This is a genomic window from Zoogloea sp., assembly GCF_041904905.1.
In the GTDB taxonomy this organism is placed as follows: Bacteria; Pseudomonadota; Gammaproteobacteria; order Burkholderiales; family Rhodocyclaceae; genus Zoogloea.
This window is the reverse complement of the sequence record NZ_JAYRMI010000021.1, coordinates 13,734-35,402: the sequence shown is the minus strand read 5'-3', so window position 1 is coordinate 35,402 and position 21,669 is coordinate 13,734. Positions and strand designations below refer to the sequence as shown.

At 70.8% G+C, this 21,669-nt stretch carries 18 protein-coding genes; 14 read left to right on the top strand and 4 right to left on the bottom strand.

The features are described 5' to 3' along the window. Positions 1–70: 70 nt before the first annotated feature. Positions 71–769: a hypothetical protein gene (locus tag ACE3N6_RS08185; protein ID WP_374244692.1), complete on the bottom strand. Its 699-nt coding sequence runs from the start codon at positions 767–769 to the stop codon at positions 71–73. A gap of 230 nt (positions 770–999) precedes the next feature. On the opposite strand from ACE3N6_RS08185, the gene ACE3N6_RS08180 reads away from it, so the two are divergent. The 6 genes from ACE3N6_RS08180 (at position 1,000) to ACE3N6_RS08155 (ending at position 8,050) form a co-directional block, all read left to right on the top strand. Beyond that, the gene (locus tag ACE3N6_RS08180) at positions 1,000–1,278 is read left to right on the top strand and encodes a phage baseplate assembly protein V (RefSeq protein WP_374244691.1); all 279 of its coding nucleotides are present in this window, start codon (positions 1,000–1,002) and stop codon (positions 1,276–1,278) included. 289 nt (positions 1,279–1,567) lie between these two features. Then, on the top strand, positions 1,568–2,032 hold the full coding sequence (locus ACE3N6_RS08175; RefSeq protein ID WP_374244690.1) for a hypothetical protein: 465 nt from the start codon (positions 1,568–1,570) through the stop codon (positions 2,030–2,032). Positions 2,033–2,710: 678 nt separating this feature from the next. Further along, positions 2,711–4,081, top strand: a complete 1,371-nt coding sequence (locus ACE3N6_RS08170) for an FAD-binding oxidoreductase (protein WP_374244689.1) — start codon at positions 2,711–2,713, stop codon at positions 4,079–4,081. 126 nt (positions 4,082–4,207) lie between these two features. Further along, positions 4,208–5,416, top strand: a complete 1,209-nt coding sequence (locus tag ACE3N6_RS08165; protein WP_374244688.1) for a methyl-accepting chemotaxis protein — start codon at positions 4,208–4,210, stop codon at positions 5,414–5,416. Between the two features lie 138 nt (positions 5,417–5,554). Next, the gene (locus ACE3N6_RS08160; RefSeq protein WP_374244687.1) at positions 5,555–6,037 is read left to right on the top strand and encodes a DUF3015 family protein; all 483 of its coding nucleotides are present in this window, start codon (positions 5,555–5,557) and stop codon (positions 6,035–6,037) included. 87 nt (positions 6,038–6,124) lie between these two features. Continuing rightward, entirely contained in the window at positions 6,125–8,050 is a 1,926-nt protein-coding gene (locus tag ACE3N6_RS08155; RefSeq protein WP_374244686.1) for a DUF4105 domain-containing protein, read from the top strand. On the opposite strand, the gene ACE3N6_RS08150 is transcribed toward ACE3N6_RS08155, so the two are convergent. Together ACE3N6_RS08150 and ACE3N6_RS08145 are read right to left on the bottom strand one after the other, a co-directional pair. Then, positions 8,047–9,306, bottom strand: a complete 1,260-nt coding sequence (locus tag ACE3N6_RS08150; protein WP_374244685.1) for a DUF1501 domain-containing protein — start codon at positions 9,304–9,306, stop codon at positions 8,047–8,049. The genes ACE3N6_RS08155 and ACE3N6_RS08150 overlap by 4 nt on opposite strands. 13 nt (positions 9,307–9,319) lie before the next feature. Continuing rightward, positions 9,320–10,939, bottom strand: coding sequence for a DUF1800 domain-containing protein (locus ACE3N6_RS08145; RefSeq protein WP_374244684.1), 1,620 nt, complete (start codon positions 10,937–10,939; stop codon positions 9,320–9,322). Between the two features lie 182 nt (positions 10,940–11,121). Between ACE3N6_RS08145 and ACE3N6_RS08140 the strand changes: the two genes are divergently transcribed. After that, complete coding sequence (locus tag ACE3N6_RS08140) at positions 11,122–14,709, top strand: indolepyruvate ferredoxin oxidoreductase family protein (protein WP_374244683.1); 3,588 nt, start codon at positions 11,122–11,124, stop codon at positions 14,707–14,709. A gap of 4 nt (positions 14,710–14,713) precedes the next feature. Here ACE3N6_RS08140 and ACE3N6_RS08135 read toward each other — a convergent pair whose 3' ends face one another. Then, on the bottom strand, positions 14,714–15,367 hold the full coding sequence (locus tag ACE3N6_RS08135) for a hypothetical protein (RefSeq protein WP_374244682.1): 654 nt from the start codon (positions 15,365–15,367) through the stop codon (positions 14,714–14,716). A gap of 97 nt (positions 15,368–15,464) precedes the next feature. Here ACE3N6_RS08135 and ACE3N6_RS08130 point away from each other — a divergent pair, with 97 nt between their 5' ends. From ACE3N6_RS08130 to ccmD, 7 genes are all read left to right on the top strand, one after another. Further along, positions 15,465–16,277, top strand: coding sequence for a trans-aconitate 2-methyltransferase (locus ACE3N6_RS08130; protein ID WP_374244681.1), 813 nt, complete (start codon positions 15,465–15,467; stop codon positions 16,275–16,277). Between the two features lie 96 nt (positions 16,278–16,373). Continuing rightward, positions 16,374–17,069, top strand: coding sequence for a hypothetical protein (locus ACE3N6_RS08125; RefSeq protein ID WP_374244680.1), 696 nt, complete (start codon positions 16,374–16,376; stop codon positions 17,067–17,069). 133 nt (positions 17,070–17,202) lie between these two features. Continuing rightward, positions 17,203–19,284 carry a PAS domain-containing methyl-accepting chemotaxis protein gene (locus ACE3N6_RS08120; RefSeq protein WP_374244679.1) on the top strand — a complete coding sequence of 694 codons (2,082 nt, stop codon included), beginning with the start codon at positions 17,203–17,205 and terminating at the stop codon, positions 19,282–19,284. 149 nt (positions 19,285–19,433) lie between these two features. Then, on the top strand, positions 19,434–20,048 hold the full coding sequence (gene ccmA, locus ACE3N6_RS08115; RefSeq protein WP_374244678.1) for a cytochrome c biogenesis heme-transporting ATPase CcmA: 615 nt from the start codon (positions 19,434–19,436) through the stop codon (positions 20,046–20,048). Beyond that, positions 20,045–20,710 (top strand): heme exporter protein CcmB, encoded by a 666-nt coding sequence (ccmB, locus tag ACE3N6_RS08110; protein WP_374244677.1) that lies wholly within the window; start codon positions 20,045–20,047, stop codon positions 20,708–20,710. Before ccmA ends, ccmB begins: the two co-directional genes overlap by 4 nt. Before the next feature lie 30 nt (positions 20,711–20,740). After that, positions 20,741–21,490 carry a heme ABC transporter permease CcmC gene (ccmC, locus tag ACE3N6_RS08105; protein WP_374244676.1) on the top strand — a complete coding sequence of 250 codons (750 nt, stop codon included), beginning with the start codon at positions 20,741–20,743 and terminating at the stop codon, positions 21,488–21,490. Continuing rightward, positions 21,487–21,669 carry a heme exporter protein CcmD gene (ccmD, locus tag ACE3N6_RS08100; RefSeq protein ID WP_374244675.1) on the top strand — a complete coding sequence of 61 codons (183 nt, stop codon included), beginning with the start codon at positions 21,487–21,489 and terminating at the stop codon, positions 21,667–21,669. Before ccmC ends, ccmD begins: the two co-directional genes overlap by 4 nt.

The following is a 21,669-nucleotide window of genomic DNA, read 5'->3' as shown; positions in this document are numbered from 1 at the left end:
TTGGGTGATTGGGGCAAGATGGAGCGCGGCATGTAGCACGTGCAGCTCGCTACATGCCCGTTCAGCCCGCTTACTGGTCTGCCTTTGGAACCGCCAAAACGGTTGCGCCAGGTGACATTGCAAACTCCATGTCGAGCGTCTGCGTGTACTCGCTCGACTTGGTGTATTTGTTCCCAAACTTGAAGGCCACGAGCTTCAACTCGAAGCCACCGGTGCTCTTGTTCGACACGCTGAACTCAACGGACAACTTGATCGGATTGTCCTTGCCGAGTTCAGTACTCAGACAAGGGACGCGACTATGGTCAACCGCCAGTATCTGATCGCGGAGAGCACTGATCGCCGAAGCGATCTCATGGTTACCTTCCTTCGGCTTGGTATCGCTCGTTTGATCCTGCGGCACGAGACTTACCACCACCGTCTGAGAGTGGGTCCGCCCGTATTCCCCTGAAAAGCTCGGATCGAAGCTCACTACGCCAATCGGGTCCGCAACACCCGCAGTCGGCTCACGCGTGCGCGTCGCAACGGTCTTGAGCGTTGCCGTCACTGCCTTCGGAACCAAGTTCATCGGCTTTTTCCCGTCGTAGCACGTCCCCGTGTTCGGCTGCACCTTTGCCTCCGTCATCCGGTAAACCGTAATCTCGTCTTTGACGAGATTGAGCACCTCAGACACGCTCGCGATCTTTTCGTCCGGGTCCTTAACGTTCATGAATCCGCACGCGTTAAGCAGCAAAGCGGAAACCGAACCGACAACTACAGTCCTGACTTTCATGATGCCTCCCTGTGGTGTCGACGCACCGACCAAGGCTGATCGATGGTTTGAATGAAATGCTCATACGAGCACTTTTCATTGTTGGCCATCTAAAAAGAATATCAAGTTCAAATTTAAGATTCAGATACTTGTCGTGAATGAAGTAAGGCCAACCACAGTACAACCCTAACCTCCCTCCCCCTCCCGCGCGCGCGGCATCCTGACGGCCCCCCCATCACGGATCGCCGCGCATGCCATCCCTCTCCCCTGATCTCCTCGACGTAATCAACCTCGCCCGCCGGCTGGCCAACACGCATCGCCTCGGCACCATCGAGCAGATCGACCACCCCGCCGCCCGCGTCCGCGTCCGCTCCGGCGACATCGTCACCACCTGGCTCCCCTGGTTTACGTGGCGGGCTGGCGCACCCCAGCTAGAGCGCGCCCACCGTCGAGGAGCAAGTGCTTATCCTCGCTCCATCCGGCGAACTCGCCGGCGCCGTGGTTCTCCCCGCGCTCTACACCAACGCTAACCCCGCGCCCAGCAGCAGCCAACTCAACGGTAACGTCCTGCCTGAGCCCAGCCCCGCTGCTGTGTTCGCCCCCACCCGAGCCACCGCCAAATCGCTGGCGGACCAGCAGCGCTTCGTCGGTCGCGACGTTACTCTTACCGCGGTTTTCGAGGCTCGCCAACAATCCGGCTGCGCACACCCACCCGTCACCCACAAATCTATGTCGCCTACATTCATGTATTATTTGAAAAGCGTAAACAACGCATTGCTGTACTTTCACACAACATCATCCGACTTCAGGAGAACCGTCATGACGCAAAACCTCGTGTCCCTCGATCTCACCGACAACCTGCCCAAGTTCGATGGGGCGCTGGATGCCATCGAGGGGGTGATGGATGTTTTCGTGTCGCTTACGCCGGAGCAGATGCGGCAGCTCACCAAGATCGGGGACAAGAGCGAGACTTTCTGCCGGCAGACCGTCGCGATCCTCGACCAGAACAGGCAGGCCCTGCCGCCGGGCTTCGATCTGGACGAGCTGAAGCGCGATCTGGCGGCCTTCGATGCGCTGCGCCCGCGGCTGATCCGCCTGCAGGCGCTGGCGGCCAAGTGCGCCGATACCCAGGTGGCCCTGGGCAGTGACATCCTCTCGGCGAGCTACGACGGCTACCGGCTGCTCAAGACCTTCGGCAAGGCCGACAACGTGACGCCGCTGAAGGAGACCATGCGTTCCAACGTGCGCCGCACCGCGCCGCCCAAGGCCGACAGCGCGGCCTGAGCCCGGCCCGGGGTTTGAGGGGGTGGGGGGTGGTTTTTCATCGACAGGGGGTAATTGCCCCCCTCCACTGCCTAACTTTTAGGCGACGCTGCCTGATCTTTAGGCAATCGAGGGTGAACGGCACCCTCGACTGCCTCATTTTTAGGCGACATTGCCTAAACTTTAGGCAGCGCTGCCTGACAATGAGGCGGCAGTGCCTAAAGTTTAGGCAGCAGAGGGTAATCGGGAGGGTCGATTGCCTAAAGATTAGGCAATCGAGGGTGAACGGGCCCCTCGAAGGGGTCGGCCTTACCCCGGCGGCCGGGCGTGTCAGGCGGGAGTCGTTTGGCGCCGGGCGAGGCCGGTGCCTGGGGTGGCAGGTGTGACGGGCGCTTCATCCGGTCGGGGTGTCGGACGGGGCGGGGACATGTCGGGTGACGCTGCGCGAACCCGACCTACGCCTCACTACCCCAACGTCGGGTTACGCCCTGCGGGCTAACGCCGACCTACACCCCGCCGGGTGGGCGCGCGCATCTCCGTAAATCGGCGTTAGCGCCGCCCGCCCTCCTCACTCCTCACTCCTCACTCCTCACTCCTCACCCCTCACTCCTCACCCCCCACTCCCCACTCCCCACTGCCCCACGGCCCCAAACCGCGCTACCCTCTCGCCCACTTCCCAATCCCCACTTCCCCCCCGCCATGCCCCTGCCCGATGCCTTCACCCAAGCCCTTGCCGCACGGTTCGGCAAGCGTTTCTCCACTGCCGAAGCCGTGCGCGCCCACCACGGGCACGACGAGTCGCACTTTGCCGATGCGCTGCCCGATGGGGTGGTGTGGCCGCATTCCACCGACGAGGTGGTGGAGGTGGTCAGGCTGTGCCACGCGCACCGGGTGCCGGTGATCCCGTTTGGGGTGGGCAGCTCGCTGGAGGGGCACATCCTGGCCACCAACGGCGGGATCAGCGTCGATCTGTCGGAGATGAACCGGGTGGTCGCCCTCCACGACGAGGACATGGACGCGGTAGTGCAGCCGGGCGTCACCCGCAAGGCGCTCAACGCGGCGCTGCACGGCACGGGGCTGTTCTTCCCCATCGATCCGGGCGCGGATGCGAGCCTCGGCGGCATGGCCTCGACGCGGGCCAGCGGCACCAACGCCGTGCGCTACGGCACCATGCGCGAGAACGTGCTGGGGCTGGAGGTGGTGCTGGCCGACGGCCGGGTGATCCGCACCGGCGGGCGGGCCCGCAAGTCGTCGGCGGGCTACGACCTGACCCGCCTGTTCGTGGGCGCGGAGGGCACCCTGGGCATCGTCACCGAGCTTACGGTGCGCCTGCATCCGCTGCCGGAGGCGATCTCCAGCGCCACCTGCGCCTTTCCGGACGTGGCCAGCGCGGTGCGCACGGTGATCCAGACCATCCAGCTGGGCGTGCCGGTAGCGCGCATCGAGCTGCTCGACACCCTCACGGTGCAGGCGGTCAACCGCTACAGCAAGACCTTGCTTCGCGAATCGCCGATGCTGTTCTTCGAGTTCCACGGCTCGCCCACCGGCGTGGAGGAGCAGGCCCAGACCGTGCAGGAGCTGGCCCGCGACAACGGCGGGCTGGATTTCGAGTGGGCCACCCGCCCCGAAGACCGCACCCGCCTGTGGCAGGCCCGCCACGACGTGCTGTTCGCCTGCCTCAACCTGCTGCCGGGCAGCCGCGGCATCACCACCGACGTGTGCGTGCCCATCTCGCGGCTGGCCGAGGCCATCGCCGCCACCCAGGCCGAGATCGACGCCAGCGGGATGATCGCCCCTATCGTGGGCCACGTGGGCGACGGCAACTTCCACGTGGTGATCCTCACCGAGCCGGACAAGCCCGAGCAGGTGCACGCCGCCGAGGCCCTGGGCCGGCGCATCGTCGAGCGGGCGCTGCAGCTGGACGGCACCTGCACCGGCGAGCACGGCATCGGGATCGGCAAGAAGGATTTCCTGCTCGCCGAGCACGGCGAGGGGGTGGCGGTGATGGCCAGCCTCAAGGCCGCGCTCGACCCGCTGGGGCTGATGAACCCGGGCAAGGTGATCGGCTGATCCTCCCGCCGGCGGGGGGTGGCGGGGCGGCCCGCAGATTTATCCGGAATTAACAATCCGGCGATCAAGTCGGCCTGGGCGGGGTCGATACCCGAGGGATCGTCCACCGCACCCCCGCGATCCGCCATGTCCGCCTCCTCCATCCGCGCCGATGACATCGCCACGCTCTCCGGCATCGTGCTGGCCCTGGCCGGCATCGTGGCCCACACCGCCGGCGCCCCGGCCTGGCTGCACTACGCCCTGGGCGGCGGGGTGATCGCGGCGCTCATCGCCGCCACCGTCATCAGCCACCGGGCCCGGGCCCGCGCCCGCGAGCACACCCGCCGGCAGCGCGAGCGCATCGACTCCGGGGTGCTCGAGTACGACACCCTGTGCGACCGCATCGCCGCCGAGAGCGAGGCCCACTACGCCCGGCTGGGCGAATCCCTCACCCAGATGAACGAGGTGGTGGCCAGCGCCGCCCAGGCCATGGGCGGCAACGACCACCGGGAGCAGCTGCGCCAGCAGGTGGACGAGCTGGTGGCCCTGGCCGCCAACGAAGACCAGGCCCGGCAGCACAGCGGGCTGCAGCGCTTTGCCGAGGAAACCCGCGAGGCGCTGCGGGCGTTCGTGCTCACCGTGGGGGCGCTGCAGACCAGCGGCGCCGACATCGCCGCCCGCTTCATGGCCATGCGCGAGAAGGTGAACGCGGTCACCCGGCTGATGACCGAGGTGAACCAGATCAACAACCAGACCGAGTTGCTGGCCCTCAACGCCGCCATCGAGGCCGCCCGGGCCGGCGAGGCGGGCCGCGGCTTTGCGGTGGTGGCCGACGAGGTGCGCAAGCTCGCCCAGCGCACCGAGGTGTTCAGCACCCAGATCGAAACCCTGCTCCGGGAGATCCACGTCGCCATCGACGACGTGGGGGTGGCGGTGGATGTGTCGGCCTCCACCGACATCAGCAAGGCCCGCGCGTCGGAAGACAACGTGAACGCCATCTGGGCCGAGATGAGCGAACTCAACGCCCGCACTGCCGTGCAGGCGCAGCGCATCAACGAGGTGTCCGAATCGATCCACCGGCTGGTGATGCAGGGCATCCTGTCGATGCAGTTCGAGGACATCGTGAGCCAGGTGCTGGGCAAGCTGCAGCAGCACACCGCCTTCATGCGCCGCTACACCCAGGGCTTCTTCGACGCCCACCGGGACGTGGATGAAAAGGACGGCCTCACCCGCATCCAGCGCCGGGTGAGCACCCTCACCCACCTGCTCCACGAGTCGACCCGCTCCGCCGCCGAGATCCGCTTCGAGGCGGTCGGCCAGACCGCGGTGAGCGCCGGCGAGATCGACCTGTTCTGACCCACCCGCCACCCGATTTGCGCAAATACAACATTTGAAGCGGGTAAGCACCGCTCCCGCCGGAATGCGCTAACATCGTTCCGGCATCATCCGGCAGCACGAACAAACTTCCAACAACGCATGAAGAGGGTAACGACTATGAAGAAACTGCTGATTTCCCTGGCTGTCCTCCTCCCCGCCTCCGCCTTTGCCACCGCCAACAACGTCGGCTCCTGCGGTCTGGGCTCCAAGGTGTTCGAAGGTCAGAAGGGCATCGTCCCGCAAGTGCTGGCCGTCACCACCAACGGCACCTTCGGCAACCAGACCTTCGGCATCACCTCCGGCACCCTGGGCTGCACCCAGGACGGCGTGGTCAGCTCCAACTGGAAGACCGCCATGTTCATCGACGGCAACAAGGCCCAGCTGGCCCGCGACGCCGCCTCCGGCCAGGGCGAAACCCTGGACGCGCTGGCCGCCCTGCTGAAGATCGACGCCCAGGACAAGGCCGCCTTCGTCAGCCTCGCCAAGGCCCGTCACGCCGACATCTTCGCCTCGGTCGACTCCGCCGACAGCATCGCCACCCAGCTCAAGGCCGCGCTGCAATCCGACGCCCGCCTGGCCAAGTACGCCGACGCGGTGTAAGCCCCTCTCCGGCGGGCTGGCGATGCCCACCCGCCGCACCTCAAGCCCTGTGCCCGCACAGGGCTTTTTGTTGCCTGCCCGCCCCCGATGAAGACCCTGCCCGCCCCCCTCGTCCCCGTCCTCATCTCCGCCCTCATCCCCCTGCTCGCGCTGGCCGCGCAGCCCGCCCGGGCCGACACCGCCATCGCGCTGCCCCAACTCCAGGCCGCCGCCCGCGCAGCCCAGCTCGCCGACGACCCCGCCTGGGCCGACCTGCTGCAGTACGAGCCCGCCCCGGTCACCGGCCGCCTGCGCAGCCTGGCCGACGACGCCGGCTTCTTCAACGCCCCCGACGGCGCCACCAACGCCGCCGCCGAACTCGACGCCACCCTCGCCCGGCTCGTCGAGCCCGCCCGCCCCGACGCCCCCGACGAGCACCCCCAGTGCCGCTTCCCGGCCCGATTCCACTGGCTCAAGTCGCGCCTGCCCCAGCTCGCCCAGGCCACCCCCGACCGGCCCTGCCCGCGGCTTTCCGCCTGGGCCGCCGAAATCCGCCCGGCGGGCGCCACCCTGGTGTTCCCGTCGGCCTACGTGAACAGCCCCGCCTCGATGTTCGGCCACACCCTGCTGCGCATCGACGCCGAAGGCCAGACCGACGCCACCCGGCTGCTCGCCTACACCATCAACTACGCCGCCAAGGCCGACGCCACCGACGGCTTCACCTTCGCCATGAAGGGCCTCTTCGGCTTCTACCCCGGCACCCTGTCCAGCTCGCCCTACTACGTGAAGGTGCGCGAATACAGCGACATGGAGAGCCGCGACGTGTGGGAATACCGGCTCAACCTGACGCCCGACGAGACCCGCCAGCTGCTGCGCCACGCCTGGGAGATCGGCGCCACGCGCTTCGACTACTGGTTCTTCGACGAGAACTGCTCGTACATGATCCTGCGCCTGCTCGACGTGGCCCGGCCGGGCCTGCGGGTGTCCCGGCGCTTTCCCCTCACCGCCATCCCGGTGGATACGGTCAAGGGCGTGGTGGAGGTGCCGGGCCTGGTGACCGAGATCGCCTTCCGCCCCGCCGGCGGCACCGAGCTTGCCCACCGGGCCAGCCGCCTGCCGCCCGCGGCCATGGCCGCCGCCATCGCGGTGGCCGACGGCCGGCAGACGCCCGCGAGCCTGGGCACCGCGCCGCTGGCCATCGAACAGCTGGAGTTTGCCGACCGGCTGGTGGCCTTCCGCGGCCACGCCGGCAAGCTCGACCGGGACGACGCCCTGGCCCGCCTGAAGGCCATCCAGACCACCCGCAGCCAGCTGCCCGCCATCGACACCGGCAGCGTGCCGGTGCCGCCCCGCCCCGAGACCGGCCACGCCTCCGGCCGCTTCGGGCTGGCGGCGGGGCGGGCCGCCGGCGCCCCGGCGCTGTTCCTGGGCCTGCGCCCGGCCTACCACGACCTGCTCGACCCGGAGACCGGCTACAGCCGCGGCGCCCAGATCCGCTTCTTCGACATCGCAGCCAGCCAGCGCGAAGGCCACGGCTGGCGGCTGGATCGTTTTCTGCCGGTGGATATCGTCTCCGTCGCCCCGCGCCGGGAATGGACCCAGCCCCTGTCGTGGAAGGTGCGCTTCGGCTGGGAGCGCAGCCTGGGCTACCGGCTCGCCCCCAGCCCCACGGTGGCCGGCGGCCCCGGCGCGGCGTGGGAATGGACGTCGGGCGCCGGCCCGCTGATGGGCTACGTCTTCCTGGAGAACCAGCTCCTCGCCCACGGCCACCTGGAGAAGCGCTGGGCCATCGGCACCGGCCCCCTGGCCGGCGTGCTGTGGGATCCGGCCCCGGCCACCCGCCTGCAGCTGGAGGCCAGCCGCCAGTGGTTCAACGACGGGCGCCTGGAGCGCAGCCAGGCCCGCGCCCTGCTGCGCCACAGCCTGGGCCGCGACAACAACCTGGTGGCGGAGTACGAATGGACCCGCGCCGAACTGAGCGCCGACGGGCGCCAGGAGCGCCGCATGGCGCTGGGCTGGCAGCGCTACTTCTAGCCCACCAGCCCCAGCGCGGGCCGCGCCGCGAGGCCCGGGAAGACCGCCGCCCGGTCGCGCTCGGGCAGCGCCAGCAGCTCGGCCAGCACGTGGCGGTGGTCGGTGGTCACCGCCAGATCGACGCCCTGATCGAGGTGCGGGGTTTCGAGCCCCGGCCACTCGCCGGCCATCCGCCCGCCGCGCACCCCGTCGCCCAGCACCAGCATCGCCGCGCCGTGGCCGTGGTCGGTGCCCTGGCTGCGGTTGGCGCGCAGGCGCCGGCCGAACTCGGTCATCGCCACCACCCGCAGCGGCAGCCCGGCGGCCGCCATGTCCCGGTGAAAGGCCGCCAGCCCGCGGGCGAGCTGGCCCACCAGCGCGTTGAAGCGGCCGGGCTGGGCGTCGTGGGTGTCCCAGCTGGCGTGGTCGATGCACGCCACCCGCAGGCCCACGTCCATCTTCGCCAGCCGGGCGATGGCCTGCAGGCCCTGGGTGAAGCCGTTGTTCTCGTAGTTGGCGCCGGGCGGCGCGTAGGGCGCCAGCCGGCCGTCGGGCTGGCGGGGCAGGCGCGCATCGATCAGCGCGGTGCGGGCCAGCACCCGGGCGCCGGCCTGGCGCACCGGGTCGGCCGTGCCGGCGGGGTAGAGCCGGGCGAGCACGGCGGCGGCGTCCTTGCCCCCGGCCAGCGGCACGCCGCCGGAGAGATCGGGCAGCGCCAGCGCGTCGTCGTAACGCAGCAGCGAGGCCGACAGGCCGGCGTTGGCCGACACCGCGGCGATGCGCCGGTCGTCGCCCCCGCGCTCGCCGATGGCGGCCAGATAGCGGGTAAGCCAGCCGCTGTCGCTGCGGGCGTAGTCGAGCTGATTCACCACCCCGCGCTCGATCAGATCCTGGGCCTCGAAGTGGCTGCGGGTGGCGTTCATCAGCCCGGCGGCGTGGATCACCGCCAGCCGGCCGGCCTCGTACAGCTCGAAGAGCGGCGTCGCCTCCGGGTGCAGGCGGAAGTCGAGCCCGCTGCCCAGCCCGTTGGCCAGCGCCAGCCCGGGGCGCTCGCCCCCGTCGAGCACCCGCAGCTCGGGCGGGCGGGCGTCGATGTAGGGCTTGTCGTTGGCCGGGGCGACGAGGTTGAGCCCGTCGCAACCACCGCGCTGGAAGACCACCAGCAGCAGCGGCGCGGGCGGGCCGTCGGCGGCGAAGGCCAGCCGGCCCAGCCCCAGGCCCGGGGCGAGGGCACCGGCGGCGGCGCAGGCTTTGAGGAAATCGCGGCGGGTCGTCATGGGGCGCCTCTCGTCAGCAGGTCTGGAACTCGGCGCTCATCGCCGCGAAGGCCAGGATGCGCCGCAGCAGGTTGGCGTCGGCGGGGCGGGTGGCATCCAGCGGCCGGGCCGGGTCGACGGCGAGGCCGGCCAGGATCGCCGCCGCCACCGGGGCGCCGGCCGGGCCCACGCGGCGCGCGGCGCGGGCCTCGGCCACCTGCCCGGCGCTGCCGGCCGCGGCGCCGGGCAGGCGGGCCGGGTCCACCGCGCCGTTGCCCCAGCGGTTCTCCGCCAGCCCCTGCACCAGCTGCCAGCGCTGGCGCAGGCCGTTGGCGCTGAGCCAGTAGGCGGTCTCCTCGGGGTGGCCGGTGGGCGGCCCCCAGCCGAACAGGCGCTCCCCGGCGTAGCCCAGGCCGGCCACGAGCCCCTCGCTGGCGCTGAAATCCATGCCGCTGCCGCGCACGAAGGCCGCCGCCAGCGCCAGCGGACGCCGCACCCGGGCGCCGCCGCTGCGGGCGAAATCGGGCGACAGGGCAATAAGTTCCACCACCCGGGCGATCTGGTCCGGCTGGCGGCGGGCCCGCCACCACAGGTCGGCGGCGGCGGACAGCAGCCGCGGCGAGGCGCCCTCGCCCACCAGCCGACGGCACAGCTTGCCGCTCAGGTGGCGGGCGGTGGCGGGGTGGTCGGCCACCAGATCGAGCACCTTGCGGCCGTCGGCGAGGGCCGGCTGGAAGGGGTCGAACTCCACCCCCAGCACGCGCTTCTGGTAGTTGTCGTGCCAGCCTTCGACGTAGGCGAAGCGGCCGCTGGCGGGCAGCCGCTCGGCCCCGCCCAGGCCGCTGCCGTCCTCCACCACCCAGCCGGTGAAGGCGCGGGCGGCTTCGTACACGTCCTGGTCGATGAAACCGCGCGGCTGGCCCTTGAGGGCGCCGGGCACGTCGCGCCAGCGGTTGTAGAACTCGTTGAGGTAGTGCTCGCGGCCCAGGCTGTGCAGCTCGAAGAGTTCGCGGGCGTAGTTCTCGTTGGCGGCGCCGGCGCGGGACGAGCGGTTGTTGAGGTAGTAGAGCATGGCGGTGCTGCCGGCCACGGCTTCGAGGAACTCCCGGAAGTTGCCCAGGGCGTGGCGGCGGATCGCGTCCCGGTCGTAGGTGGGCAGGGCCACCGCCACCTGCACCGTCTGGCTGGCGTCCACGTTGAAGTGGTTGTGCCAGAAATCCACCAGCACCTCGCGCAGCTGCCAGCGGCTGTAGACGGCGCGGATCAGGCAGGCCGCGGCCACCTCGCTGCGCGGGCGGAAGCGTTCGGGGCCGGCCATCGGGCGCTTGTAGTCGGTGAGCGGCCAGAGCTGGGCGATGGGCGCGGCAAGCGTATCGAGGGGGCGCAGCTCGTCCATCGCCGGGTATTCCGGCCCCGGCGCCTTGCCCGCGTCGTAGCGCATGCGCAGGCGGGCGGCGGCCAGCCGTGCGGCGCAGTCGGGGTCGTCGCCCTCGGGCGGGGCGAGCTGCTCGGCCAGCCACGCCGACAGGCCCGCCTCGCGCAGGTGCTGGCGCTCGGCCGCCGGACCGGGCCCGAAGGCGAGCCGGCCAAGGATGAGTTCGTCGCTGGGGCCCGCGGGGGCGGGTGCCCCCCGGGCGGTTCGTTGCCTGGCCATCGCAGCCTTCCGGTCGTCGCTCCAGCCGCAAGCATAACGGCCCCGCTTTGCACCGGCCTTGCATGCCGCCGGAACCCGCGGCAATTCTTTGTATCCAAACTCCAGATTCCGCCCCGGACCGGGCGCCGCCCACAAGGCCGCGCCATCCCGCAGTCGCACCCCGATTTGGCGAGGACACCACCATGGCCGAGCAGGACCTCCCCCTCAAGCCGACCCCCGGCGCCAGTCTCGACGACAAATACACCGTTGACAGCGGCCGCGTGTATCTCACCGGCTATCAGGCCCTGGTGCGCCTGTTGCTCATCCAGCGCGAGCGCGACCGGGCCGCCGGGCTCAACACCGCGGGCTTCGTGTCCGGCTACCGGGGTTCGCCCCTGGGCGGGCTGGACCTGAGCCTGTGGAAGGCCCAGGACCACCTGGCCCGCCACGACATCGTGTTCCAGCCCGGCGTGAACGAGGACATGGCCGCCACCGCCGTGTGGGGCAGCCAGCAGGTGGCCCTGTCGCCCAAGGCGCGGGTGCAGGGCGTGTTTGCCATGTGGTACGGCAAGGGGCCGGGGGTGGATCGCTGCGGCGACGTGTTCCGCCACGCCAACGCGGCCGGCAGCAGCCGCTTCGGCGGGGTGCTGGCCATCGCCGGCGACGACCACGCGGCCAAGTCGTCCACCCTGCCCCACCAGACCGACCACTTCTTCAAGTCGATGATGATGCCGGTGCTGGCCCCGGCGGGGGTGCAGGAGTACCTCGACTACGGCGTGCATGGCTGGGCGCTGTCCCGCTATTCGGGCTGCTGGGTGGCCTTCAAGGCGCTGGCCGACACGGTGGAGACTTCGGCGTCGGTGGATGTGGACCCGCAGCGGGTGACCACCGTCACGCCCACCGACTTTGCGCTGCCGCCGGACGGCCTCAACCTGCGCTGGCCCGACCCGCCGCTGGTGCAGGAGCGCCGCCTGCTGCACTTCAAGCTCTACGCCGCGCTGGCCTACTGCCGGGCCAACCGGCTCAACCGGGTGACGATCGACTCCCCCGCGCCGCGGCTGGGCATCATCACGTCGGGCAAGAGCTACCTGGACGTGCGGCAGGCCCTCGACGACCTGGGCATCGACGAGGCGCTCGCGGCCGAGATCGGCATCCGGCTCTACAAGGTGGGCATGGTGTGGCCGCTGGAGGCCGAGGGCGTGCGCCGCTTTGCCGAAGGGCTGGACGAGATCCTGGTGGTGGAAGAAAAACGCCAGCTGCTCGAATACCAGCTCAAGGAGGAACTCTACAACTGGCGCGAGGACGTACGCCCGCGGGTGGTGGGCAAGTTCGACGAGAAAGGCGAGTGGGCGACGATCGCCACGCCGGGGCCGGACGGGCGGGTCACCGTCGACCACGGCGAGTGGCTGCTGCCGGCGGCGGGCGAACTCTCTCCGGCGATGATCGCCCGGGCGATCGCCGCGCGCATCGGGCGCTTCTTCACCTCGGCGCGCATCGAGAGCCGGCTGGCCTTCCTGCAGGCCAAGGACAACACCCTGGCCCACCGGGTGTTCGCCATCGACCGGGTGCCCACCTTCTGCCCCGGCTGCCCCCACAACAGCTCCACCAAGGTGCCGGAAGGCAGCCGCGCCACCGCCGGCATCGGCTGCCACTACATGGCCAGCTTCATGCCCGACCGGCGCACCGGCCCCTTCACCCAGATGGGCGGCGAGGGCGTGCCGTGGGTGGGCCAGGCGCCCTTCACCGACGAGCCGCACATCTTTGCCAACCTGGGCGACGGCACCTATTTCCACTCCGGCATCCTGGCGATCCGTCAGGCGGTGGCGGCCTTCAACCGCGCCCCCCGGGGCCGCCAGCCCACCGGCGGCATCACCTACAAGATCCTCTTCAACGACGCGGTGGCGATGACCGGCGGCCAGCCGGTGGATGGCGAACTCACCGTGCCGCGGCTGCTACGCCAGCTCCAGGCCGAAGGCGTGGGCAGCATCGTGCTGGTCACCGACGGCACCGACCGCCCCTGGCACGTGGCCGACATCCCCCACGGGGTGGCGATCCGCCACCGGGACGAGCTGGAGACGATCCAGCGCGAGCTGCGCACCCTGCCCGGCGTGTCGGCGCTGGTGTTCGACCAGACCTGCGCCGCCGAAAAGCGCCGCCGCCGCAAGCGCGGCACCTACCCCGACCCGCATACCCGCGTCTTCATCAACGAGGCGGTGTGCGAGGGCTGCGGCGACTGCGGGCGCGAATCCAACTGCATGGCGATCCTGCCCGTCGAGACCGAGTTCGGCCGCAAGCGGCAGATCGACCAATCGGCCTGCAACAAGGATTTCTCGTGCATGAACGGCTTCTGCCCGAGCTTCGTGACCATCGAAGGCGGGCGGCTGAAGAAGGGCCGCGCCGCCGCGATGGACGCCAGCCACCTGCCGCCCCTGCCCGCCCCCGCCCTGCCCGCCACCGCCCGGCCGTGGGGCATCCTGGTCACCGGCGTGGGCGGCACCGGCGTGGTCACCATCGGCGCGCTGATCGGCATGGCCGCGCACCTGGACGGCAAGGGCGTCACCGTGCTCGACATGACCGGCCTCGCCCAGAAGGGCGGCTCGGTGTTCAGCCACATCCGCATCGCCGACGACCCGGCCCAGCTCCACGCGGTGCGCATCGCGGTGGGCGAGGCCGACGCGGTGATCGGCGGCGACGTGGTGGTCACCGCCAGCGCCGACGCCCTGTCGCGGATGGCGGTGGGCACCACCCACGGGGTGGTCAACTGCGCCGAGACGCCCACATCGGAATTCACCCGCAACCCGGACTGGCAGTTCCCCCTCGACAAGATGCAGGCCGCGATCGTCGAGGCCGTCGGCCGCGAGGGCTGCAGCTTCCTCGACGCCACGGCGCTGGCCACCGCGCTCCTGGGCGACGCCATCGCCACCAACCTGTTCCTGCTCGGCTTTGCGTGGCAGAAGGGCTGGGTGCCGGTGAGCGAGGCCAGCCTCGACAAGGCCATCGCGCTGAACGGCGCGGCCATCGAGATGAACCGTCAGGCCTTCGCCTGGGGCCGCCGGGCGGCGGTAGACCGGGCCGCGGTCGAACGCGTCGTGGCGCCGCCGGCCGTCATCCCGCTGCGTCCAGCCTCGGCGCCCCGCTACCTGGACGAGCGCATCGCCCGCCGCGCGGCCTTCCTCACCGCCTACCAGGACGCCGCCTACGCCCGCCGCTACACCGATTTCGTCGCCCGGGTGCGCGAGGCCGAAGCCGCCCTGGGCAGCCAGCGCCTCGCCGACGCGGTGGCCGACGGCTACTTCAAACTGCTGGCCTGCAAGGACGAGTACGAGGTGGCCCGGCTCTACGCCGACCCGGCCTTCTGGCAGCAGATCGGCGAGCGCTTCGAGGGCGATTTCAGGGTGAGCTTCCACCTCGCGCCCACCTTCCTGGCGCGGCCCGATCCGGACTCCGGACGCATCCGCAAGCTCAAGTTTGGCCCCTGGATGAAGACGGCGTTTGGCTGGCTGGCGAAGCTGCGGCGCCTGCGCGGCACGCCCTTCGACGTCTTCGGCTACCACCCGGAGCGCAAGGCCGAGCGGGCGCTGATCGCCCGGTACGAAGCCGACCTTGGCCGACTGATCGGCGAACTCGACGCCGGGCGCCTGCCCATCGCCATCGAGCTGGCCCGCCTGCCGGACGAGATCCGCGGCTACGGGCACGTCAAGGCGGCGGCCATGCAGCGGGCGGCCGAAAAGCGCGAGGCGCTGCTGGCAAGGTGGCGCGAGGCCGGCCACCGACCGGCAGACGCGGCCTGAGGCGTCAGCCCTTTATTTGCACGAGCAGCAGCGTGACGCCGTGCAGCAGCATCGCGACGACGCCGAGCGTCCACGCAGCCTGATAGCCCCGGGCCGCGAAGCGCTGGTAGGCCGCACCGTTATCGCGCGGGTCGTAGTGATCCACCACCGCGCTGAGGAGCACCGCCACCGCGCACAGCACGGCGGCGGCCATGGTCCACGCCACCACCCCGTGCAGGTGCAGGGAATCCACCAGCCGCGCCCGCCACCGCACCGGCAACTGGATGAGCCGCTTGTCGACGAACAGGCCGTACCCAGCGTAGGCCAGGATGCACAACGCCGCCGCGCGCCCCAGCCGGACGCCCCGCGGAATGTCGTCGGGCGGGCAGCCCGCCGGCGCCTCCCCGGCCCACCCAGGCGGCGCCACGGGGTGCAGGCTGCGCAGGTGATCGGCCAGCGCCGCCAGGCTCGCCTCGAAGGCCGCGTCGATCCGCAGGGTGGGCGCCGCGAGGGCCGCCTCCAGGCGCGCCCGCTCGGCCGCCAGGGCCGGCACCGGCGGCACGGCCAGCAGGCAGGCCACCGCTGCGCGCAGCTCCCGGTTGGAGGGCAGGCCGCCCGGCGCCGACGCAGCGCGGTTCAAGGCTCGCCCGACGATGGCGAGGGCATGCTCAGGCTGCACGTTCAACTCCGCAAGGAAAGGGACGACAGAATACCATCGGCATTCCGCCGTCTTTCGCGCCTACGCCCATCGTGTGCAACACGCTAAACTGCAGCCCATGCGCCGCCTGTCTGCCTTCACCCTGCCGCCCGCCCTCAAGGCCCTGCTGGCCCAGCTGGGCGGGGTGGGTGTCGCCTACGCGGCGGGACGGGGCGGGCTGCTGCCGCCGGGGGCGTGGCCGGTGGTGGCCGTCCAGGCCATCGCCGCCGCGGGCATCGCCACGCTGCTCCGCAGCGACCGCTGGTGGCGCTGGATCCACCTGGGCTTCATGCCGGTGGTGGCCGGTGCGCTGGCGCTGCAGATCGCCCCGGGCTGGTATCTGGCGGCCTTCGCAGTGTTCGCGGCGATCTACTGGAGCAGCTTCCGCACCCAGGTGCCGCTGTTCCTCTCCAACCCGCGCACCGCCGAGGCGGTGGCCGGCCTGCTGCGCCGGGATCGGCCGCCGTCGGTGCTCGATCTGGGCAGCGGCACCGGCTCGCTGCTGCGCCCGCTGGCCCGGCTGCGGCCGGATTGCCGCTGCGAGGGCGTCGAATCGGCCCCCGCGCCCTACCTGCTGTCGCGCCTGCTGGCCCGCCACCAGCCCAACATCGCGCTGGCCCGGGGCGACTTCTTCAAGATGCCCTGGGGCGACTACGATCTGGTGTATGCCTTCCTCTCCCCGGTGCCGATGAACGCGGTGTGGGACAAGGCCCGCGCCGAACTGCGCCCCGGCGCGCTGCTGGTGAGCAACAGCTTTCCGGTCGGGGGCGTCGAACCGGAGCAGGTGATCGAGGTGCCCGACCGCCGCCGCACGCGGCTCTACTGCTACCTGCCCGCCGGCCCTGAGCCCGCCCCCAAGCCCTTGGCGTCAAAAGGTTTTGATCGCCGATAAGCGGTCGAATCCCCCCTCAATTCCGCCCCTCGTCCGGCCGTTAAGGCAGCAATAATGGCGTCATCGCGCCTTGCGTTCAGCGAGAGGATCTCCACCATGTCCCGCATCATCTGCGTCATCGGCAACAAGGGCGGCACCGGCAAGACGACCCTGTCCCACATGCTGTGTCAGGGCCTGGGCCTGCTCGGTCAGCGCTCGGCCTGCGTGCTGACCGACACCCATCGCGAGCCGCTGGCCCCCGACGGACGCCGCTACGTGACCGCCGACGGACGCACGCCGGAGGCTCTGCACAAGATCGTCGGCAAGCTGCGCACCATGGAAGGCTGGGTCGGCGTGATCGACGGCGGTGGCAACCGGGCCGACGTGGACCGCCTGCTCGACAGCCTCTCGGACATCGTGATCGTGCCCTTCCGGGATTCCCACGAAGACCTGCGCACCACCCTGGCAGACCTGCAGACCTTCCCCCACGCCTACGGCCTGCCCTCCCAGTGGCCCACCAACGCCTGGCAACGGGACGCCGCCGACCGCAACGTGGCCCAGCTCCTGGGCGACTACCGCGACCGCCTGCTGCAGCCGGTGGCGAGCCTGTCGGCCTCCAAGCTGCTGCTGCAGAAACAGATCCCCGACAGCCTGCCCTCCAACCTCGGCAACGCCTGCCGCAGCCTGGCCCGGCAGGTGCTGGAGATCCTCGAGATCGGCGATGCGGAGGCCGACCGGCACACCGCCCAGCCCACGGCCGCCATCCCCGCCGCCGCCCTGCCCCAGGGCTACGCCAGCGCCGCCCGCCACTGACCGCCGGCCGCGCCCCCTGCCGCCATCGCACGCTTGAAAAAAAGACCCTACGAACGCTGAGGTTTTCCCCCGGCGCGCCGAAATAACTGTCGGACGAGACAGCGCCCACCGCGGCGACAGGGAGAGCACGCAGATGCGCAGCAACGAGCCGACCACCACCACCGAACGCACTTTCGGCGACGACGTCGCCATCATTTCCCACACCGACGACGCGGGCCGGATCAACTTCGTCAACGACGACTTCGTCACCGTCAGCGGCTTCTCGAGCGACGAGCTGCTGGGCCAGCCCCACAACATCGTCCGCCACCCGGACATGCCGGTCGAAGCCTTCCGCGACCTGTGGGCCACCCTCAAGCGCGGCCGGCCCTGGTCCGGCCTGGTCAAGAACCGCTGCAAGAACGGCGACTTCTACTGGGTGCGCGCCTCGGTCACGCCCAAGCCCGAAGGCGGCTTCATGTCGGTGCGGGTCAAGCCCGGCGCCGACGAGGTGCGCGCCGCCGAAGCCCTCTACCGGCAGATGAAGCTCGACCCGTCGATCCGCCTGCACGAAGGCCGCGTGCGCCGGCGGGGGCTGGCCGGCTTCGCCCAGCGCAGCGTGGCCCGGATCGACAACATGCCCATCGGCCGCCGCCTGCTCGGGGTGATGGTCATCGTGATGGTCCTGCTCTGCGCCACTCTCGCCGACAGCCAGCGCTCGGCGCGCCAGATCGAGGCCCGCTACCAGGAGCACATCGCCCGCGACGGGGCGCGGCGGGTGGAGTTCTACAGCATGTACGCCCAGGGGCTGCAGATGGGCCAGGCCCTGCGCAACGCCATGCTCGACCCGGGCAACCCCAAGGCCTACGACAACTACACCAAGGCCGCCGACGCCTTCGACAACGTGGCCGGCAAGGCCCGCGGCCTCGACGAGCAGCACTTCGCCTCGGGCCTGCCCGCCCACGTCCAGACCCTGCGCGACACCCAGAAGCAGATCCACGAGCGGATCTTCGCGCTGGTGAAGGACGGCCGGGGCGAAGAGGCCCGGGCCCTCCTCAACAAGGACGAGACGCCCAAGTGGCGCGAGATGCGGGATCTCCTGCTGGCCGAGATCAAGCGCCTCGACGAAGCCTCGCCGCGCCTCCTGGCCGAACTCAAGGCGGCCTCCGACGCCGGCATCCGGCGCAGCCTCGGGCTCGGTCTGGGCGCCGTGCTGCTGGGCCTCCTCCTTGGCGCCGGCCTGCTCGCCCGCACCGCCCGGCAGGCCGCACGGGCCCGGGCGATGGTGGCCACCGTCGCCGGCGGCAACCTCTCCATGGCGATCCGCCCGGGCAGCACCGACGAGATCGGCGAGATCCTCACCCACGTCGCCATCCTCCGCAACCGGCTCCACGAAGCCATCAGCCTGATCCAGCAGAGCGCCCGCGAGCTGGCCACCTCCAGCGCCCGGCTGGCCCGCGCGAGCGAGGCCACGGTGGACGCCACCGCCGCCCAGTCCAGCGTGCTGTGCGGCATCGCCGACACCGTCGAGCGCCTGTCGGCCAGCAGCGCGTCGATGAGCGACACGGCCGGCGACGCCCTCGCCGCCGCCCGCAGCTCCATCGCCAGCACCCGCAACAGCGCCACCATCAGCCGCAACGCCGCCGAGAGCATCAACGGCGCCGCCCGCGTCGTGGCCGACACCGAAGAGAGCATCGTCGAGCTGGCCCGGATGTCCGCCGAGATCGGCCGGGTAGTGCAGGTCATCCACGACATTGCCGACCAGACCAACCTGCTGGCCCTCAACGCCGCCATCGAAGCGGCCCGCGCCGGCGAGCAGGGCCGCGGCTTCGCGGTGGTGGCCGACGAGGTGCGCAAGCTGGCCGAACGCACCGGCAGCTCCACTCAGGAGATCGCCCAGGTCGTCAAGCGCATCCAGGACACCAGCACCCTCGTGGCCGGCGCCGTGGCGGCCGGCAGCCGGGAGGTGGGCGCCGGCGCCCGCAACGCCCTGCAGGCCGGCGAGGTGGCCGCGTCGGTAGAGGCCTCGGTGATCGAAGCCGGCAACGCGGTGGAGCGGATCGGCGCGAGCCTCGCCGAGAGCAGCGCCGCCACCCGCCACATCGCCGAGCAGATGGAATCCGTCGCCCGCAGCGCCGAGACCGACGCCGGCATCGCCCGCGATTCGGCCGCCGAAGCGCGCCAGATCGGCCGCCTGGCCGACAAGCTGCAAGCCCTGGCCGCCCAGTTCCGGGCCTGAGGCCGCACCCCGCGGCCGCCTGCGCCGCGGCCACCCCGGCGGGCCGGCGCGCGCGCCGCCGGCGGGCAGGAACAATTCCTTGATCCGCGCGGTTTACCCGTCGGGGTCGGTCGGGCAGAATGCGCCGACTCCGACTTGCGTACCCGCCGATGCTCACTGCTCACGGTCTTGCCTGCGATCGCGGCGACCGCCGTCTTTTCTCCGCTGTAGACTTCGCCCTCGCCCCGGGCCAATGGCTGCAGGTGGAGGGCCCCAACGGGGCCGGCAAGACGAGCCTGCTGCGCATCGTCGCGGGGCTCGCCCCGGCGGCCGACGGGCGCATCGACTGGGACGGCCGGCCGGTCTCCGAGGTGCGCGACGAGTACCACGCCCGCCTGCTCTACCTGGGCCACGCCCCCTCCATCAAGGACGACCTCTCCGCCCTCGAGAACCTCCAGAGCGCCGCCGCCATCGCCGGCCGCCCGCTGGACGAACACACCGCCCTCACCGCCCTGCGCCGGATCGGCCTGAAGGGCCGCGAAGACCTCCCCACCCGGGTACTCTCCCAGGGCCAGAAGCGCCGCGTGGCGCTGGCCCGCCTGCTGTGCAGCCAGGCCCGGCTGTGGATCCTCGACGAGCCCTTCGTGGCCCTCGACGTGGCCGCCGTCGCCCAGCTCTGCGAGATCCTCGACGAGCACCTCTCCCGCGGCGGCCTGCTGCTGTTCACCAGCCACCAGGCCGTGCAGCTGGGCGGCACGCCCTCCAGCGTGAGGCTGGGCCAATGAGCGCCTTCCTCGCCATCGTCCGCCGCGACCTGCTGCTGGCCGCCCGCCGCAAGAGCGAGGTGCTCACCGCGCTGTTCTTCTTCATGATCGTGGTGAGCCTGTTCCCGCTGGGCATCGGGCCCGAGACCGCGCTGCTGCGCCGCATCGCCCCCGGCGTGCTGTGGGTGGCGGCGCTGCTGGCGGCCATGCTGTCCCTCAACCGCCTGTTCGCCGCCGACCACGCCGACGGCACCCTGGAGCAGATGGCTCTGTCGCCCACCCCGCTGGCCCTGCTGGTGGCCGGCAAGACCCTCGCCCACTGGCTCACCGCCGGGCTGCCGCTGGTGCTGCTGGCGCCGGTGCTGGGCATCCAGTTCGATCTGTCGATGCGCTCGCTGGGCATCCTGATGCTGTCGCTGCTGCTGGGCACCCCGCTGCTGTCGCTCATCGGGGCGATCGGCGCGGCGCTCACCCTGGGCCTGCGCGGCGGCGGCGTGCTGCTGTCGCTGCTGGTGCTGCCCCTGTATATTCCGGCCCTGATCTTCGGCGCCGGCGCGGTGGAGGCCGACATGGCCGGCCTCGGCGTGGGCGGACACCTGTCGCTGCTGGGCGCCCTCCTGGCGCTCGGCGTGTTCTTTGCCCCGTGGGCCGCCACCGCCGCCCTGCGCATCGCCCTCGAATAGCGCCGCCCCACCCTTTACCGGATTCGTCCCATGAGTCAGCGCCTCATCAACTGGTTCAAGTTCGCCTCACCGGCCAGCTTCTACCCCCTCGCCGGCAAGGCCTGGCCGTGGTTTGCCGCCCTCGCCACGGCCTTCTGCGCCGCCGGGCTGTGGCTCAGCTTCTTCGTCGCCCCCACCGATTTCCAGCAGGGCGAGGGCTACCGGATCATCTTCATCCACGTGCCGGCCTCGTGGATGTCCATGTTCATCTACTGCGTGATGGCCTTCTGGGCGGCCATCGGCATCACCTTCAACACCCGCCTGTCGGGCATGATGAGCGCGGCCCTGGCCCCCACCGGCGCGCTGTTCGCCTTCATCTCGCTGTGGACCGGCGCCCTGTGGGGCAAGCCCATGTGGGGCACCTGGTGGGTGTGGGACGCCCGCCTCACCTCCGAGCTGATCCTGTTCTTCCTCTACATCGGCTACATCGCCCTCACCGCCGCCATCGACGACCCGCGCCGGGCCGACAAGGCGGGCGCCATCGTGGCGCTGGTGGGCGTGGTCAATGTGCCGATCATCTATTTCTCGGTGAAGTGGTGGAACACCCTGCACCAGGGCGCGTCGGTGTCCCTCACCAAGGCGCCGTCGATGGCCACCACCATGCTGTGGGGCATGCTGCTGATGGCGCTGGCCTTCTGGATGTACAGCATCGCCATCGCGCTCTACCGGGTGCGGGCGATCATCCTCGAACGCGAACGCCACACCACCTGGGTGGCCGAACTGCCGGAGATGCAGCGATGAACTGGGGCAGCGCCAGCGAATTCTTCGCAATGGGGGGCTACGGCCTCTACGTGTGGGGCAGCTTCGGCGTGACCGCCGCCGCCCTGCTGATGGAAACCCTGCTGGTCAGGAAACGGCTTGCCGACACCCGCCGCACCTTGCGCCGGGAACTTGCCGCCGACCGCAACGATCAAGGCTGA

Bases quoted from the DNA above. Each gene is read 5' to 3' on its own strand.
- ACE3N6_RS08185 (WP_374244692.1), bottom strand. From the start codon at position 769: ATGAAAGTCAGGACTGTAGTTGTCGGTTCGGTTTCCGCTTTGCTGCTT.
- ACE3N6_RS08180 (WP_374244691.1), top strand. From the start codon at position 1,000: ATGCCATCCCTCTCCCCTGATCTCCTCGACGTAATCAACCTCGCCCGC.
- ACE3N6_RS08175 (WP_374244690.1), top strand. From the start codon at position 1,568: ATGACGCAAAACCTCGTGTCCCTCGATCTCACCGACAACCTGCCCAAG.
- ACE3N6_RS08170 (WP_374244689.1), top strand. From the start codon at position 2,711: ATGCCCCTGCCCGATGCCTTCACCCAAGCCCTTGCCGCACGGTTCGGC.
- ACE3N6_RS08165 (WP_374244688.1), top strand. From the start codon at position 4,208: ATGTCCGCCTCCTCCATCCGCGCCGATGACATCGCCACGCTCTCCGGC.
- ACE3N6_RS08160 (WP_374244687.1), top strand. From the start codon at position 5,555: ATGAAGAAACTGCTGATTTCCCTGGCTGTCCTCCTCCCCGCCTCCGCC.
- ACE3N6_RS08155 (WP_374244686.1), top strand. From the start codon at position 6,125: ATGAAGACCCTGCCCGCCCCCCTCGTCCCCGTCCTCATCTCCGCCCTC.
- ACE3N6_RS08150 (WP_374244685.1), bottom strand. From the start codon at position 9,306: ATGACGACCCGCCGCGATTTCCTCAAAGCCTGCGCCGCCGCCGGTGCC.
- ACE3N6_RS08145 (WP_374244684.1), bottom strand. From the start codon at position 10,939: ATGGCCAGGCAACGAACCGCCCGGGGGGCACCCGCCCCCGCGGGCCCC.
- ACE3N6_RS08140 (WP_374244683.1), top strand. From the start codon at position 11,122: ATGGCCGAGCAGGACCTCCCCCTCAAGCCGACCCCCGGCGCCAGTCTC.
- ACE3N6_RS08130 (WP_374244681.1), top strand. From the start codon at position 15,465: ATGCGCCGCCTGTCTGCCTTCACCCTGCCGCCCGCCCTCAAGGCCCTG.
- ACE3N6_RS08125 (WP_374244680.1), top strand. From the start codon at position 16,374: ATGTCCCGCATCATCTGCGTCATCGGCAACAAGGGCGGCACCGGCAAG.
- ACE3N6_RS08120 (WP_374244679.1), top strand. From the start codon at position 17,203: ATGCGCAGCAACGAGCCGACCACCACCACCGAACGCACTTTCGGCGAC.
- ccmA (WP_374244678.1), top strand. From the start codon at position 19,434: ATGCTCACTGCTCACGGTCTTGCCTGCGATCGCGGCGACCGCCGTCTT.
- ccmB (WP_374244677.1), top strand. From the start codon at position 20,045: ATGAGCGCCTTCCTCGCCATCGTCCGCCGCGACCTGCTGCTGGCCGCC.
- ccmC (WP_374244676.1), top strand. From the start codon at position 20,741: ATGAGTCAGCGCCTCATCAACTGGTTCAAGTTCGCCTCACCGGCCAGC.
- ccmD (WP_374244675.1), top strand. From the start codon at position 21,487: ATGAACTGGGGCAGCGCCAGCGAATTCTTCGCAATGGGGGGCTACGGC.